13 protein-coding genes are annotated in these 15,219 nt (G+C 58.9%); 7 read left to right on the plus strand and 6 right to left on the minus strand.

Annotation, left to right across the window (positions count from 1 at the left end; genetic code table 11):
• The first annotated feature begins 197 nt into the window (after positions 1-197).
• The 7 genes from QZ383_RS10265 (at position 198) to QZ383_RS10295 (ending at position 8,825) form a co-directional block, all read left to right on the plus strand.
• Positions 198-1,517 (plus strand): aminotransferase class I/II-fold pyridoxal phosphate-dependent enzyme, encoded by a 1,320-nt coding sequence (locus tag QZ383_RS10265; RefSeq protein WP_291445185.1) that lies wholly within the window; start codon positions 198-200, stop codon positions 1,515-1,517.
• A gap of 225 nt (positions 1,518-1,742) precedes the next feature.
• Entirely contained in the window at positions 1,743-3,059 is a 1,317-nt protein-coding gene (locus QZ383_RS10270; protein WP_291445322.1) for a glycosyltransferase, read from the plus strand.
• The gene (locus tag QZ383_RS10275) at positions 3,056-4,075 is read left to right on the plus strand and encodes a glycosyl transferase family 1 (RefSeq protein ID WP_291445186.1); all 1,020 of its coding nucleotides are present in this window, start codon (positions 3,056-3,058) and stop codon (positions 4,073-4,075) included. Before QZ383_RS10270 ends, QZ383_RS10275 begins: the two co-directional genes overlap by 4 nt.
• 118 nt (positions 4,076-4,193) lie before the next feature.
• Entirely contained in the window at positions 4,194-5,552 is a 1,359-nt protein-coding gene (locus tag QZ383_RS10280; RefSeq protein WP_291445187.1) for a glycosyltransferase family 4 protein, read from the plus strand.
• Positions 5,540-7,456: an asparagine synthase (glutamine-hydrolyzing) gene (asnB, locus tag QZ383_RS10285; protein ID WP_291445189.1), complete on the plus strand. Its 1,917-nt coding sequence runs from the start codon at positions 5,540-5,542 to the stop codon at positions 7,454-7,456. Before QZ383_RS10280 ends, asnB begins: the two co-directional genes overlap by 13 nt.
• A 91-nt stretch (positions 7,457-7,547) precedes the next feature.
• A complete protein-coding gene (locus QZ383_RS10290) occupies positions 7,548-8,408 on the plus strand; it encodes a zinc metalloprotease HtpX (protein WP_291445191.1) in 861 nt (286 codons plus the stop codon).
• 21 nt (positions 8,409-8,429) lie between these two features.
• Positions 8,430-8,825 (plus strand): DVU_2496 family lipoprotein, encoded by a 396-nt coding sequence (locus tag QZ383_RS10295; protein ID WP_291445192.1) that lies wholly within the window; start codon positions 8,430-8,432, stop codon positions 8,823-8,825.
• 81 nt (positions 8,826-8,906) lie between these two features.
• On the opposite strand, the gene QZ383_RS10300 is transcribed toward QZ383_RS10295, so the two are convergent.
• From QZ383_RS10300 to QZ383_RS10325, 6 genes are all read right to left on the minus strand, one after another.
• Complete coding sequence (locus QZ383_RS10300) at positions 8,907-9,770, minus strand: class I SAM-dependent methyltransferase (RefSeq protein WP_291445194.1); 864 nt, start codon at positions 9,768-9,770, stop codon at positions 8,907-8,909.
• Between the two features lie 266 nt (positions 9,771-10,036).
• Positions 10,037-11,224, minus strand: coding sequence for a bifunctional glutamate N-acetyltransferase/amino-acid acetyltransferase ArgJ (argJ, locus tag QZ383_RS10305; protein ID WP_291445197.1), 1,188 nt, complete (start codon positions 11,222-11,224; stop codon positions 10,037-10,039).
• Between the two features lie 221 nt (positions 11,225-11,445).
• Positions 11,446-13,524: an elongation factor G gene (gene fusA, locus QZ383_RS10310; RefSeq protein WP_291445199.1), complete on the minus strand. Its 2,079-nt coding sequence runs from the start codon at positions 13,522-13,524 to the stop codon at positions 11,446-11,448.
• Between the two features lie 102 nt (positions 13,525-13,626).
• On the minus strand, positions 13,627-14,097 hold the full coding sequence (gene rpsG, locus QZ383_RS10315) for a 30S ribosomal protein S7 (protein ID WP_192112713.1): 471 nt from the start codon (positions 14,095-14,097) through the stop codon (positions 13,627-13,629).
• Positions 14,098-14,207: 110 nt separating this feature from the next.
• Positions 14,208-14,579 (minus strand): 30S ribosomal protein S12, encoded by a 372-nt coding sequence (gene rpsL, locus QZ383_RS10320; RefSeq protein ID WP_008683436.1) that lies wholly within the window; start codon positions 14,577-14,579, stop codon positions 14,208-14,210.
• Between the two features lie 184 nt (positions 14,580-14,763).
• Positions 14,764-15,108: an SMR family transporter gene (locus tag QZ383_RS10325; protein WP_291445203.1), complete on the minus strand. Its 345-nt coding sequence runs from the start codon at positions 15,106-15,108 to the stop codon at positions 14,764-14,766.
• Positions 15,109-15,219 lie beyond the last annotated feature (111 nt).

Raw genomic sequence — 15,219 nt, forward strand, 5'->3', positions numbered from 1 at the left:
GCCTGCAAACTCTTTTACCGCGCTGCCAACAGTGCAACGCTGCCTGCAAAGCTTTCAACAGAGCCGCCCAACACGCGACTTGCCATAACATCTTGCTTTGGCTATACTGACTCCTTACAATGTTGCGCCTGCCGGATTTCGGCCCCCATCTGGCCCACCAGGCACGGCTTTTTTGGACAAATTTACGAGGACGAGGCATGAAGAACAACCATTCCTATCAGGCTGGCCAAGAGGCGGTGCAAACTCCCGCCGCCGCCGAAAGCAGCGCTTCCGGATTTAACCGCACGCGTTCCAAGCTCGCCTTTGATCGGCTTGTGGAAATGGGAGCCAAGATGGGGATGGAAAATCCTCTGTTTCTTTGCCATGAGCGCGCGGCCAAGGCCACCACGTTCATTTCCGGTAAAGAATATCTCAATTTTTCCACGTACGACTATCTGGATATCAACGCTCACCCCGAGATCACCGCTGCCGTCAGCGAAGCCGCTGCCATTTACGGCACCTCTGCTGGCGCCAGCCGTCTGGTCGGCGGCGAACGTCCGCCCCACCGTGAGCTTGAGCGCGCCTTTGCCGACCTGTACGGGGTGGAAGACTGCATCGTCTATGTGAGCGGCCACGCCACCAACGTCTCTACCCTTGGCTTTCTTTTCGGCCACCGCGACGCCATCTTCCATGATGGCCTGGCTCACAACTCGCTGGTGCAGGGCGCGCGTCTTTCCGGCGCATCGCGCTACTCATACGCCCACAACGATTGCGATGCCCTTGAAGAAATGCTCAAGGCCAAACGCGCCGAGCACAAGCGCGCCGTTATCGTTACCGAAGGCCTGTTCAGCATGGACGGCAACATCCCCGATCTGCCGCGCATCATTGAACTGAAAAAACGTTACGACTGTATGCTGCTTGTGGACGAAGCCCACTCCCTTGGCGTACTTGGCGCAACTGGCCGTGGCGCGCACGAGCATTTCAATATTGATCCCACCGATGTGGATATGTGGATGAGCACGCTCTCCAAATCCATGTGCGGTTGCGGCGGCTTCATTGCAGGCAGCCACGAGCTGATCGAATTCCTCAAGTATGGTTCGCCGGGCTTTGTTTTCAGCGTGGGCATGCCCCCCATTATCGCCGTGGCCTGCCACAAGGCTCTGGACATCATGCTGCGCGAACCCGAGCGGGTGCACAAGCTGCAGAAGATTTCGCACTTCTTTGTGGACTACGCCGCCAGCATTGGCCTTGATACTGGCGCGGCCCAAGGCTATGCCGTGGTGCCGGTCATGGTGGGCGACCCCATGGTGGCGGGCTTTTTGTCCAACGCACTGTTCAAGCGCGGCATCTACGTGATGCCCATCACCTTCCCTGCTGTCAAAGAAGGCACTGACCGTCTGCGTTTCTTCCTTTCCGCAGCCCATACGGAAGAACATATCCGTACTGCGCTGGATGCCGTGAAGGAAGAAATCCCCAAGGCCTGGGCCATTGTGGACGACTACAAGCGCCAGAACTCCAGCGAGAGCGACCAGGCGTAACTTCATAGCGACCCGTGTTGCGTGGTCGAACTGTCGCTTGAGCGGGCGTTACATCGCCCGCTTGAGAGTCGCAACTGTGCGATTGTGCGGCATGTTCGCATTTTTGGGCAGATGGAACTTCCGTCTGCCGTGCCGGGCCAAGTGGCCCGGCTCTTGTTTGCAGCGGAGAAAACCATGACGCATATTGACGGCGCAGAAGCAGAACAGAGCGCATCACAACCGCAAATGGACGCCTTGCCGGTTGTTGCCTATGTTCTGCTTTGGTTTCCCCTCTCCTCCGAAACGTTTATTTTTCGTGAGGTTGTACAGCTCATGGCGCGGGGATTGCCTGTGCGCGCCTATACCATGTACGGGAAAAGCCTGAGCGGCTGTAGCGAAGAAATGCGCAAGTTTACCGGGCCGGTGGAGCGCATGGGCGTTGGCGGCACACTGCGCATCCTCCGGGCTTTCGTACGTGCGCTTTCATGCAATCCGCTCAAAGTCTGGGGTCTCATGCGCAAGGGATTTTTCCATCGCATGCGCAACATGGAATCCCTGGGTGAAAATCTGTGGTGCTTCATGGCGGGCTTTTTGCTTGCCGAATTGTGCGTGAGGGATGGCGTAAAGCTCATCCACTCCCCGTGGGCCAACGGCCCGGCAACGGCATCATGGGTGGCTTCGCGCCTCACGGGCATCCCTTTTGCCTTTACGGGCCGAGCTGGCGACATCTATCCGGAGGACGGCCTGCTGCGGGAAAAATCCGCAGATGCGCTCTTCATCCGCACCAACAACCACGCCAATGTGAGCTGGCTGCGCAACTTCTGCCCTGTAGGGCAGGAGCATAAAGTACACGCCATTTACAACAGCCTGACATTTACCCCCAAGGGGCAGTGCGCAGTCAGCATGCGCCCCCCTTACCGTCTGCTGGCGGTGGGGCGCTTTGCGCGCACCAAGGGCTTTCCCGACCTGCTCTCCGCCATGGCGCGCCTGCAAAGAGAAAATGTGCCAGTGAGCCTGACCCTCGTGGGCAACGGGCGCTGGCGGCTCAAGCTCATGGGTATGCGCGACCGGCTGGGCCTTAAAAATATTGTGCACATGCCTGGCTTTATCCCGCACGACCAGATCTGCGGCTACATGCTCGACCACGACATGCTCATCATGCCGAGCGTTGTCCATTCCAACGGTGACCGCGACGGCATCCCCAACGTGATCATGGAAGCCCTCTCACACCGTATGCCCGTCATTGCCACAGACGTGTGCGGCATCTCTGAAGTGATCATCAACGGAGAAACCGGCCTGCTTACCCCGCAACGCAACCCGCGCGCGCTTGCCGATGCCGTGCGACATATGGTTGAAGACCGTGAGCACGCGAGCCGCATGGCTGAGGCAGGCCGCGCCCGCGTTGAAAAAATGTTTGACCGGGAAAACAACATTACGGCCCTGCTGCGCCTTTATGTGGATGAAAGCCGTCGTTATTGGAGCCACTCCGGCCGACAGACCGGAAGCACCGCTGAAGACGGCATCCCCACCGCCATGAATGCCGGAGCGGCAGGTCACGCATGAGCATCAAACAGCCGCTCTATCTGGCCGTCAGTCTCGACGTTGAGGAAGAAGGCCTCTTTGGCGGACGCTACGCACGCCGTGGCTTTTCCACGCGCAACACCGCCAGCCTGAGGGCCTTGGCCCCTTTCTGCACCATGGGCGTGCGCCCCACGCTCTTCTGCGCCCACAGCGTATTGGCGGATAAAACATCCCACGAAACCCTGGCATGGCTACGCGACGAGCACCATGCGGAAATTGGCGCGCACCTGCACCATTGGAACACGCCGCCCCTGGCACTGGACGGCTCGGAGCAAACCCTGCCAGACATGGCCGACAGCGTACCCGCTGCAGCACTGTCCAACAACCTCTTTGCCGCCAAACTCGCTGCGCTTATGGAGGCTGGCCGGGCGGTGCAGAGCGCGCCGCTCACTTCCTTCCGCATGGGCAGATGGGATCTGCACCGCCAGCACTGGCCCCTTTTGGCCGCAGCAGGCATTCTTTGCGATGCCTCAGTGCGCCCTCTGCACTGCGCGACCACACCAATGCAGGGCCCCAACCATTTTGACGCGCCAGGCACCCCTTACTGGGTTTCGGTGGGAGACGACAGCATTTTTGAAGTTCCCCTCACTGTGACTCCCCTCGTTCCGCAGCTTCCGGCCCTGTTGCGCCGCGTGCCCGGCCCGGCTGGCAAAAAAATACGTGCCAGCCTGAAAAATTGGGGAGCGCTGGCGCTACTGCCAGTTTACCATCCCCTGTGGGCCATGTGCGCCATTACAAAAATCTTTGCGGCCCGTGGCGGGCGGGTGCTTTCCCTGACCTGGCATTCATCAGAAATGATGCCCGGCGGTACGCCTCACCTGTCTGACGCCGCAGCCGTGGCTCGCTTCACGCGCAAAGTTGCCGACTGGCTCAACTGGCTGCACAGGCATTACAGTGTGCGGTGCGTGACCATGGACGAACTGCGCTGCGAACTTGGGCCAACAGCCCCCACCCTGCTTGGCAAGGGCGACTGGACCGGCGAGCCTGCAACCCCATAGCACTGTTCTTCAAGAGAAATTTTACAATTAAACCGTGATTATACATGCACAAAGAGACGGCGACAGCACTAATACCCAGCAACCCGCTGAGAATAGCCCGCCGCATTTGGAGACAACCATGACGGAAAACAGCACCAAGGCCTCCCGCCCCGTATTCAAGACGGGCCTGCCGCACGTGGCCTATGTTCTGCTGTGGTATCCGCTGTTTACACAGCCCTTTATCTTCAGGGAAGTGGAAGGCCTCAAGGGGCTGCTGCCGCTTTCCGTCTACAGCCTGTACGGCCCCAACCTGCGCCACTGTTCCAACGAAATGCGGGCCGTGGCCGGAGAAACGCGCACCTACGGCATGCGCGCCCTGGGGCGTGTGCTGGGGGAATGCTTCCGGCAAATTGCGCTGCACCCTTTGCGCTCCGGGCGCCTCTTCCGCAAGGCCATTTTCCGCCGCTGGCGCAGCTGGGAAACTCTGGGTGAAAACCTTTGGGCATTCTGCGCCGGCATGTACCTGGGCCGCCTGTTCAGCGAGGCTGGCATAGACATGATCTACGCTCCATGGCCGCGCGGCACTGCCACAGCTGCCTGGGTTGCCTCGCAGATCGCCGGATTGCCCTTTGCCACTGCCGCGCGCGGCGACAATCTGGAGCCTGCAGACCCTGACCTTGGTGACAAGCTGACCGCAGCTTTCTTTGTACGTGCCAACAACGAGGCGGACAAAACCCGTATCGAGGTTTTTGCCAATGGGCAGGCCAAGGGCAAGGTGGAGCTGATCTACAACAGCCTTACCCTGCCGCCCCTGCCAGAAAGTGAAACAACTGCAAGCGTTGCCGCCCCCAAGGCACAGGAAAATGCCCAGACACAGCAGCCCATGGAGCGCCCGGTGCGTCTTCTGGCTCTGGGGCGGTTTGACGTTACCAAGGGTTTTGACGTGCTGATCAAGGCCTGCGCCATCCTGCGCGACAGGGGCGTGGATTTCAGACTTACCCTTGCTGGCGGCGGCGGTGCTGTTATGGGTCTTGGGCGTATGGAAGCCGAGATATTGCGCCTGCGCGAAGAGCTGCGGCTTGAAGACCGCGTGCTGCTGCCGGGCATTATTTCGCACAACGAACTGCCGCACATTTTGGCCGAGCACGACATTTTTGCAGCGCCCTGCGTGGTGCACGAATCTGGCCGCCGCGACGGCATTCCCAACACTGTTATTGAAGCCTTGGCCTACGGCCTGCCCGTGGTAAGCACCACGGTCAATGCTCTGCCCGAAGTAGTGATCAACGGCAAAACCGGCCTTGCCGTGCCGCCCAACGATCCCGAAGCGCTGGCCGATGCGTTGCAACGCCTTGCAGATGACGACGCCCTGGCTCAAGAACTGGCGCGCAATGGCAAACAGCTTGCGGCGGATATGTTTGACCCGACCCGCAACAACCGGCGTCTGGCAGATATTTTCATCAAACATTACACGATCTGGAAGCAAAAATGTGCGGTATAGCGGGCATTTGCCAAGTTGACGCCTCGCCTCTCACTCCCGAAGCCGGGCAGTGGGTCAAGGCCATGACCGATCGCATGTCCCATCGCGGCCCCGACGGTGAAGGACAGTGGTGCAGCGGCCCGGTCTGCCTTGGACACAGGCGGCTCTCCATCATCGACCTTTCCGGCGGCGGCCAGCCAATGCACAGCGCCGATGGTCAGATGACCGTCACCTTTAACGGTGAAATATACAATTATGCCGAACTCAAGGAACAGCTGACCGCACTTGGCGGACAATTTCAGACCAGTTCCGACACAGAAGTCATTCTTGAAGGCTACCGCATATGGGGGCCGGACTGTCTGGCCCGCTTTGACGGCATGTTTGCCTTTGCCCTGTGGGATAACCAGCAGCGCCGTCTGTTCTGCGCCCGCGACCGCTTTGGCAAAAAGCCATTCTTCTACACCGTGCAGCAAGGTAGGCTGTATTTTGCCTCCGAGCTGACCGGGATTGAACAGTTGCGCCATCTGAGCCTGACCATGGATCCGCAGGCCGTTATGCGCTATCTGGCCTACGAATATGTGCCCACGCCGCACAGCGTCTACACAGAGGTGCAGAGCCTGCCTCCTTCGCACATGCTGCTGCTGCAGGACGGCAACCTGAGCATTTCCCGCTACTGGGATATGCCCATGCCCGATGAATCCGACAAACGCAGCGACAATGAGCTTTGCGAAGAACTGCGCTTTCTGCTCTCACGGGCCGTGCGCCGCCGCATGGTCAGCGATGTGCCGCTGGGCGTCTTTCTTTCCGGCGGCATTGACTCTTCCATTGTGGCGGGGCTCATGGCCCGCCAGTCTTCCACAGCCATCAAGACATTTTCCATCGGCTTTAGCGAGGCCAGCTACGATGAATCGCGCTATGCCCGCATCGTGGCCAAGGCCTTCGCCACCGACCACCATGAACGTGTGCTCTCCGCCGAGGAATGTGCGGATACCCTGCCCGGTATCATCAGCCGCATGGACGTGCCCATGGCTGATGCGTCCGTAGCCCCCACATGGCTGCTTTCCGGCGTCACGCGCGAAAAGGTCACCGTGGCTCTTGGCGGCGACGGCGCGGACGAACTGTGGGCAGGCTATGAACATTATATCGGCTTCAAGGTTGCCCAGTGGTACAATGCTGCCCCCTCTGCACTGCGCAAGGGCATCATAGAACCGCTCGCACAATTGCTGCCTTCCTCTGCGGGGTACATCAACCCCCGCCTGGCCGTTGCCACATTCCTGCGGGCGGCGCATGCCCCGGCATGGCAGCGGGTGCAGACCATGCTCACGGCCTTTACGCCCGACATGCAGGAATCCATTCTGGATAGCGCTTTCAAGGCGCAACAGCCCGGCTTTCTGGCTCCCGAAGTTCTCTTTGCCCCCACGCGCGAACACTATGACCACTGGCAGCCGCAAAACGCCGCCACGCCGCTTGCCCGCGCTTTCCACGTGTATGCCCGCCAGTTCATGCTTGATGATATCCTGGTCAAGGTGGATCGCTGCTCCATGCTGCACAGCCTGGAGGTTCGCGCGCCGTTCCTTGACAAGGACGCGGCGGAGTTTGCAGCGCGCCTGCCTGTGAGCAGGAAGCTGCACGGCTTCAAGCGCAAGTGGCTGCTCAAAAAGGCTTTTGCCGAGCTGCTGCCCGATGAAATCCTGTACCGCAACAAACGCGGTTTCCAGATTCCTGTGGCACAGTGGCTGCGTGGCCGCATGCGGCCCCTCATGGAAGACCTGCTGAGCGAATCCACCCTGAAGGCGCAGGGCATCTTCAACTATCAGGCGGTTCGCGCCCTCATGGACGAGCATGTCTCCGGCAGGGCTGATCTGCGCAAGCCCCTCTGGACGTTGCTGGTCTTCCAGCTGTGGTGGAGGGCTCGCCATCCCTGAGCATGCCCCGCTTGCCACCATCAACAGAGTGCTTATAATGAAAGAAGCATACGGAAAACCCGCAGCTTAAATCTGCTTGAGAGGAAAATGCATGACCAGCCAGATCAAGACTGTTCTTCTGCTCGCCCTGCTTTCCGCCATTATAATCATGCTTGGCGGCCTGATGGGCGGGCGCACAGGCGTTATCTTTGCCTTTGGCCTAGCCCTGATCATGAACGTGGGCAGCTACTGGTATTCTGACAAGATAGTGCTTTCCATGTACCGCGCGCGCGAACTTGCGCCGGAAGAAGCCCCATACCTGCACAAAATCGTGGAAGAACTTGCCCATAATGCGGGCATTCCCAAGCCGCGCATCTGCGTGGTGCCTGAAGAAGCTCCCAATGCCTTTGCCACGGGGCGCAACCCGGAAAATGCCGTTGTTGCCGTCACAGACGGCATCATGCGCCTGCTCTCGCCTGAAGAGTTGCGCGGTGTGCTGGCGCACGAAATTGGACACATCGTCAACCGCGACATTCTCATTCAGACCATTGCAGGCGTCATGGGGTCTGCCATTGTGACCCTTGCCAATATCTTTCAATTTACGGCCATTTTTGGCGGCAACCGCGATGAAGAAGGCGGCGGAACCAACCCCATTGCCGCCATTGCTCTGGCCCTGCTGGCGCCCATGGCTGCCGGGCTTATCCAGATGGCGATTTCGCGTTCGCGCGAGTATCTGGCGGACGACACAGGCGCCGCACTTTGCGGTCAGCCCCTGGCCCTTGCCGGTGCGCTGAACAAGCTGGGCATGGCCAGCGGGCAGATCCCCATGCAGGAAGGCAACCCCAGCACGGAACAGATGTTCATTGTGACCCCCATGTACGCTCACGGCGGCATGGCAAGCCTCTTCAGTACCCATCCGCCCCTGGAAGAGCGCATTCGCCGCCTGCGCGAAATGGCAGCTTCCGGGCGCTGAAACCACAGCACAATGAGGTAGATGATGCACGTACGCCTTGTTTGCGCCGCCCTGTTGAGCCTTGCGCTGATGGCCTGTACCAAGGCGCAGCCAACACAGGATACAGCGCCCCTTCCCCCGGTTGAGCCTTGCCCATTTGTGTACGTCTACGCGCCTGGCAACTATATTGTAGATATCGCCAGTGGGTCACAAGTGATCCTTGACCCCGGCGTGCAGGAGTTCGACCTGTTCTGCTCACCAGGCGAAGCTCGGGCGGCTGTTAATGAGGCCGTGCGGCTCGGAATTTTAACCGAAGGCGACTGGCGCATCTACCGCCTTGACGGCTCCATGGAAGAAATCGGCCAGAGGCAGCGCAACAACCAGCATACCCTCACCCGCATGACCCAGATTGTGGACTGGGTGGGTGAAGGTTTCTAACCGCCGCATATAAGTGAAATGCAAAAGCTCTGGACATGAAAAATGCCCGGAGCTTTTTTTGTCTGTACTGACAATATGGACTCAGTTTTTGCGAAACACCATGGTCATCATATTGCCCCAGAATGGCGGCGACATACCTTCCGGTTCATCCCCCCTGTTTCTGGCTTCAATGGCCTTGTACAGCGTCTGAACGTCTCTGGGCGGGTCTGCGTATGGGGTTTCTTCATAAAAGAAGGTCTTCCCGGCCGTGACGTAACCCTGCGCAGCAAATTCTGCCGCCAGCGACTGCGGCGTGTAGCCCACGCAATCACACGGGGTCAAACTGAAGCGGAATTTGTTGCGGTAGACCTGATGGCAAAAAGCTTCCATGTTGGGCTGCGCGGTCACATACACGTGCCCGCCTGGTGCGAGCAGGGATGTCGCTTTGCCGAAAAAGCTGCGCGGCGCATGCACATACTGCAATACGCCGCGAAAAATAATCAGGTCGTAACCGGGGGCCATGTCCAGATCTGGAAAATATCCCTCCTGAACAGGATACCTCTGCGCTGCCTTCAAAGCTGCTTCATGACCAAATTCCACGCCGCTGCACTCGTGCCCGGCAGCCGCGAACAAGTCCAGAAACAGGCCATCCGCACAGCCCACATCCAGCACCCTGGCCCCGGGTTTCAGGAACTGCGCGATATACGCATAGTCCACCGCGTACATACGCTGCCGCAGGGCGCACTCTTCCTGCACAGCACTATGCTCACGGTTTTGATAGTCCTGCCAGTAGGCTGACAAACCCTCGGAATTAAGGCGATGGTCACAATAGTACCCGCCGCAAGCGCACTTTTGCGCCATCACGCCCCCGCCAACCTCATATACTGCCTGACGCTGTCTGCTGCCACAGACAGGACAGGCGTCAACATTTTCCAGATAGCGCCGTTCAAAAAACTCTTCTTCCATAATTCCCTCCGCATAAACACTAAAACTCCTCAGCCCTGCCTGTCCAGCATGTCTGCATGAACTGGAGGCAGAAATTATGGTGTGCAGAAAAATCCTACCTGCACGAAGCATCGAAGAACTAATCGCATGGACGCATCCTTTCATGCCAGAAAAATATCTGTGAAAATATAGGAAGATATAGCAAAAGGCCCCACAACGCGCAGGCAAGGCCTGATGCGGTGCGGGGCTTGATATGGTCAATGACAGTGAGAAGTAGTGGTGGAGCCCTATGAACGGTAGTCAGAGTTCAGGGTCACATACTCATGACCAAGGTCGGAAGCCTGGAAATTGTAGAACCCGGAACCGCCGCCCAGATCAATCTCCACCTGCACGTCCTTGGCCTTGAGCAGTTCGGCCAGGGCGTCTTCCTTGTCTTCATTGACAGGGCAGCCCAGACGGAAGCGCTCAATGCCGCACAGCTTCATGCTGACCTTGGCGGGATCAAACTTTGCGCCGCTGTAGCCAACAGCCGTAACAATGCGCCCCCAGTTGGCATCACCGCCGTAGATGGCAGTTTTTACCAGCTGTGAATGCCCCACGCTGCGCGCCACGGTGCGGGCATCGTCATCACTGGCGGCGCCGGTCACGGTGATGTGGATAACCTTGCTGGCTCCTTCGCCATCCATAACCAGCATATGCGACACAGTGCCGAGAATGTCGGTCAGCGCTTCTTCCAGCAGTGCCAAATCGGCCGCGCTTTCAGCGGCAACGCCGGACGCGCCGTTGGCAAGGCCCAGAATGGTATCGTTGGTGGAGGTATCACCGTCAACGCTCACCCGGTTGAAGGTTTTTTCCACGGCACGGCCAAACATGGCCTGCCAGGGATCGCGCGCCACCCTGGCGTCTGTAAGCGCCACGCAGAGCATGGTTGCCATATTGGGGCAGATCATGCCCGCGCCCTTGGCCATCACAGTAAGACGCACAGTACCGCCTGCAAGCGTAACCTCGCGCATGGAAAATTTGGGAAAGGCATCCGTGGTCATGAAGGCACGTGTAAAGCCCTCCGCATCGCGGGTGCCGATATTCCTGACCAGTTTGGGCACAGCCTCAAGCCACAGATCCATCTTGAGATGAGCGCCCACAACGCCAGTGGAAAGGGGCAAAATTTCATCGGCCTCAAGCCCGGTAAGGCCAGCCACCATAGCCTGCGTGGCGCGGCAGTTGGCAAGGCCTTCGTCGCCGGTGCAGGCGTTGGCCTGACCGGAATTTGCCAGAACAGCACGCGCCGTGCCCCGGCTTGCCAGTATCTCCTGGCACACCAGCACAGGAGCGGCCTTGAACAGGTTCTGGGTGAACATGCCAGCCAGCACGGCTGTTGTGTCTGAAACAATAATGCCGAGGTCGTCCCGGCCAGCCTTTTTGAAATTGGCAGCCGCAGCCCCAGCCCTGAAACCCTTTGGCAGATCGTCCTGCATCACCTACTCCATCACATCGTTGACTGTGCCGTGATGCCCCAACAGAGTGCGAAGCCTCACGCAATATGGCAAATCCAAGTTTCCGTTACAGCAGAATGCCCTTTTCCGGCCCTGCCAACAACAGCTAATTTCAGAGTCCACCACAAGCAAGGCGGGGGAGAAAGCTCACCGCTTCCTCCCCCGCCGTATAAAGCCCCGAGCGGCTAGCCGCCAAGTTCAGATTATGTACGGCTCTTCTGGATTTCTTCGGCAATGGCCTGGGGCACGCGTTCGTAGTGATCGAACTGCATGGTGAAGGTGGCGCGGCCCTGAGTGCGCGAACGCAAGTCAGTGGCATAGCCGAACATGGCGGAAAGCGGCACCTGAGCGCGCACGCTCTGCGCGCCGCCAGCGCGGGCTTCCATGCTCTGCACGCGGCCACGGCGGCCATTGAGGTCGCCCATGACGTCGCCGAGGTATTCTTCAGGGGTAACCACTTCCACATCCATAATGGGTTCGAGCAGCACAGGGGTAGCCTTGCGCATGCCGTCCTTGATGGCCATGGAGCCAGCCACATAGAAGGCCTGTTCCGAGGAGTCGACTTCGTGGTACGAACCGAACACCAGGGTCACCTTCACGTCCACCACGGGGAAGCCAGCCAGCACGCCGGACTTCAGGGCATCGTTGATACCCTTGTCCACAGCGGGGATGTATTCCTTTGGAATAACACCGCCGGTGATGGCGTTGACGAACTGGTAACCGTTGCCGGGGTTGGGCTCAACGTCGATGACAACGTGACCGTACTGACCGCGACCACCAGACTGCTTGGCGTACTTGAGGTCCGACTTGGCAGGCTTGGAGATGGTTTCGCGGTAAGCAACTTGGGGCTTGCCCACGTTGGCGTTCACGCCGAATTCGCGGGTGAGGCGGTCAACGATGATTTCCAGGTGCAGTTCGCCCATACCGGCGATCAGGGTCTGGTTGGTTTCATCATCGCCCTTCACGCGGAACGAGGGATCTTCCTTGGCCAGCTTGTTCAGAGCGGCGGAAAGAGCGTCGCGGTCGGCCTTGGTCTTGGGCTCGATGGCAACTTCAATAACCGGATCAGGAATGTTCAGCGATTCCAGAATGACTTCGCGCTTTTCGTCGCACAAGGTGTCGCCGGTGGAGGCGTTTTTCAGACCCACCAGAGCCACGATGTCGCCAGCGCCAGCCCATTTCACGTCTTCACGCTTGTTGGCGTGCATCTTCAGGATGCGGCCAATGCGCTCGCGCTTGCCGGTGTTGGCGTTGTACACGGTCATGCCGGATTCAAGGAAGCCGGAATAAATACGGAAGAAGGACAAGTGACCGATGAAGGGGTCGGAGAAGAGCTTGAACACCAGGCCAGCAAGGGGTTCCTTGTCGTCGCAATGGCATTCCACAATCTCTTCGGGCTTGCCGGCAATGTGGCCGGGCATGGCCGGGATGTCCACCGGAGAAGGCAGGTAGTCCACCACGGCGTCCAGCAGGGGCTGCACACCCATGTTGCGGAAGGCGGAACCCAGCAGCACCGGCACGATGTTGCGGGCAATGGTGGCCTTGCGGATGCAGGAAATAATTTCTTCTTCGGAAAGGGTCTCGCCGCCGAGGTACTTTTCGAGCAGGGCTTCGTCTTCCTCGGCCACCGCTTCCAGCATCTCGTGATGCTTTTCTTCGTAAAGATCCTTCATGTCGGCAGGCACGTCTTCAACGCTGAATTCCGCGCCCTTGGAGCTCTTGTCAAAACGGATGGCATGCCCGCGCACCAGATCCACCACGCCTTCAAACTTGTCTTCGCTGCCGATGGGCAACTGCAACGGCACGGCCTTGGCGCCAAGGCGGTCGTGAATCATGTCCACGCAGCGGAAGAAGTTGGCACCGATACGGTCCATCTTGTTCACAAAGCAGATGCGGGGAACATTGTAGCGGTCAGCCTGACGCCACACGGTTTCAGACTGGGGTTCCACGCCGGCAACGGCGTCGAACACGCACACGGCACCGTCGAGCACGCGCAGCGAACGTTCCACTTCAATGGTGAAGTCAACGTGGCCGGGGGTGTCGATGATGTTAACGCGGCAGTCTTTCCAGAAGCAGGTGGTGGCGGCAGAAGTAATGGTAATGCCGCGTTCCTGTTCCTGCTCCATCCAGTCCATGGTGGAGGCGCCGTCGTGCGTTTCGCCGATCTTGTGGTTAACGCCGGTATAGAAAAGAATGCGTTCGGTGGTGGTAGTCTTGCCTGCGTCAATATGGGCCATAATGCCGATATTGCGCTGTTTGTTTACAGCAACGGTGCGGGACACGGTGTTTCCTCCATACTGCGGATGCGGTGTGGTGCAAAGCCGACGCCGCTTCCTTGCGGACGCGGCGTCGGGCTGAATTCAGATAAAAAACGGAAGGCCCTCTTACCAGCGGTAGTGAGCGAAAGCCTTGTTCGCGTCGGCCATGCGGTGCGTGTCTTCACGCTTTTTCACCGCGCCGCCGCGACCGTTGAAAGCATCCAGCAGTTCGGCGGAAAGTTTGGCAGTCATGCCTTTTTCACCGCGCGAACGGGCATAGTTGATAAGCCAGCGGATCGACAGGGAAACCTGACGTTCCGGGCGCACTTCCATGGGCACCTGGTAGGTGGCGCCGCCAACGCGGCGGGCCTTGACTTCCATGTGGGGCTTCACGTTGTCCAGGGCCTTTTCAAAGGCGCGCATGGGTTCTTCGCCCGTCTTTTCAGCCAGGGTCTCAAGGGAGCTGTAGAAAATCTTTTCGGCTGCACCCTTCTTGCCGTCGAACATAAGCCTGTTCACAAACTTGGTGACAAGGCGGCTGGAGTACAACGGATCGGGCAGCACTTCCCTCTTGGGGATAGGACCTTTACGGGGCATGGGGTTTCTCCTTCATGCTTGTTTTGCGGCGGCACCAAACCCCGCGGCGACCGGCGCTCCCCTCGGGAAGCAGCCAGGCGGGCCGCATGGCACGCGCCGAAAGAATAAAACTACTTGGGACGCTTGGCGCCGTACTTGGAACGGCTCTTGCGACGATCGGCCACGCCGGACGTATCAAGGGTACCGCGCACGATGTGGTAACGGACACCGGGCAAGTCTTTTACACGACCGCCGCGGATGATGACCACGGAGTGTTCCTGAAGGTTGTGGCCTTCGCCGGGGATGTAGGCCGTAACTTCAATGCCGTTGGTCAGGCGCACACGGGCGACCTTACGCAGAGCCGAGTTAGGCTTTTTCGGGGTGGTGGTGTAAACGCGGGTGCAAACGCCACGGCGCTGCGGGCAAGCCTGCAGGGCGGGGGTCTTCTTGCGCTTCACCACGGCCTTCCGCTCGATGCGGATAAGCTGGTTAATCGTGGGCATTATTTCCCTCCATATGGGATATTGCGCTCAAAAATGAGCTTTTTGAACGACAGGACATAGCGTGTCCGCCGAGGCCTGTCAATAGGCAAGCCTCGGCGGACACGCGCACAAAAAAATTATTTTTATACCAAAGGCTGACAAAAAAACAAGCTGTTAGCCAGCGTGCGGCATCAGTAAGTCCATTTTAATGCGGCATGGAGCCTGAAAAAAAATGTATGACAAGCACGCCAAGCACAATCAGCCCGAGGCCGAAGCAGGCGGCAAGGTCAAGCTTCTGCCCAAAAACCAGCAGTCCCAGAAGCGAAACCAGCACAATGCCGATGCCGCTCCAGATGCCGTATGATATGCCCATGGGCACCACATTGAGCACCTTGGAAAGCAGGTAGAATGAAATGCCGTAGCCGAGCAGCGAAGCAAGGGTGGGCAAAAGGCGGCTCATGCCCTCTGAATGCTTGAGGCAGGCCGTGGCCCCCACCTCGACCAGAATGGCCGCTCCAAGCTGAACATATGCCATTGCGGCAGGAGTCATACAAACCTCTTTGTATACCGGGGCGGCAAAGCCGCCGCAGGAACGGCGGCGCGGACAACAGGCAACCGCCCGCCGTCCGCGCCGCATATTCAGACCGGAAACCCCCTGGGG

Source organism: Desulfovibrio sp. (assembly GCF_019422935.1).
In the GTDB taxonomy this organism is placed as follows: domain Bacteria; phylum Desulfobacterota; class Desulfovibrionia; order Desulfovibrionales; family Desulfovibrionaceae; genus Desulfovibrio.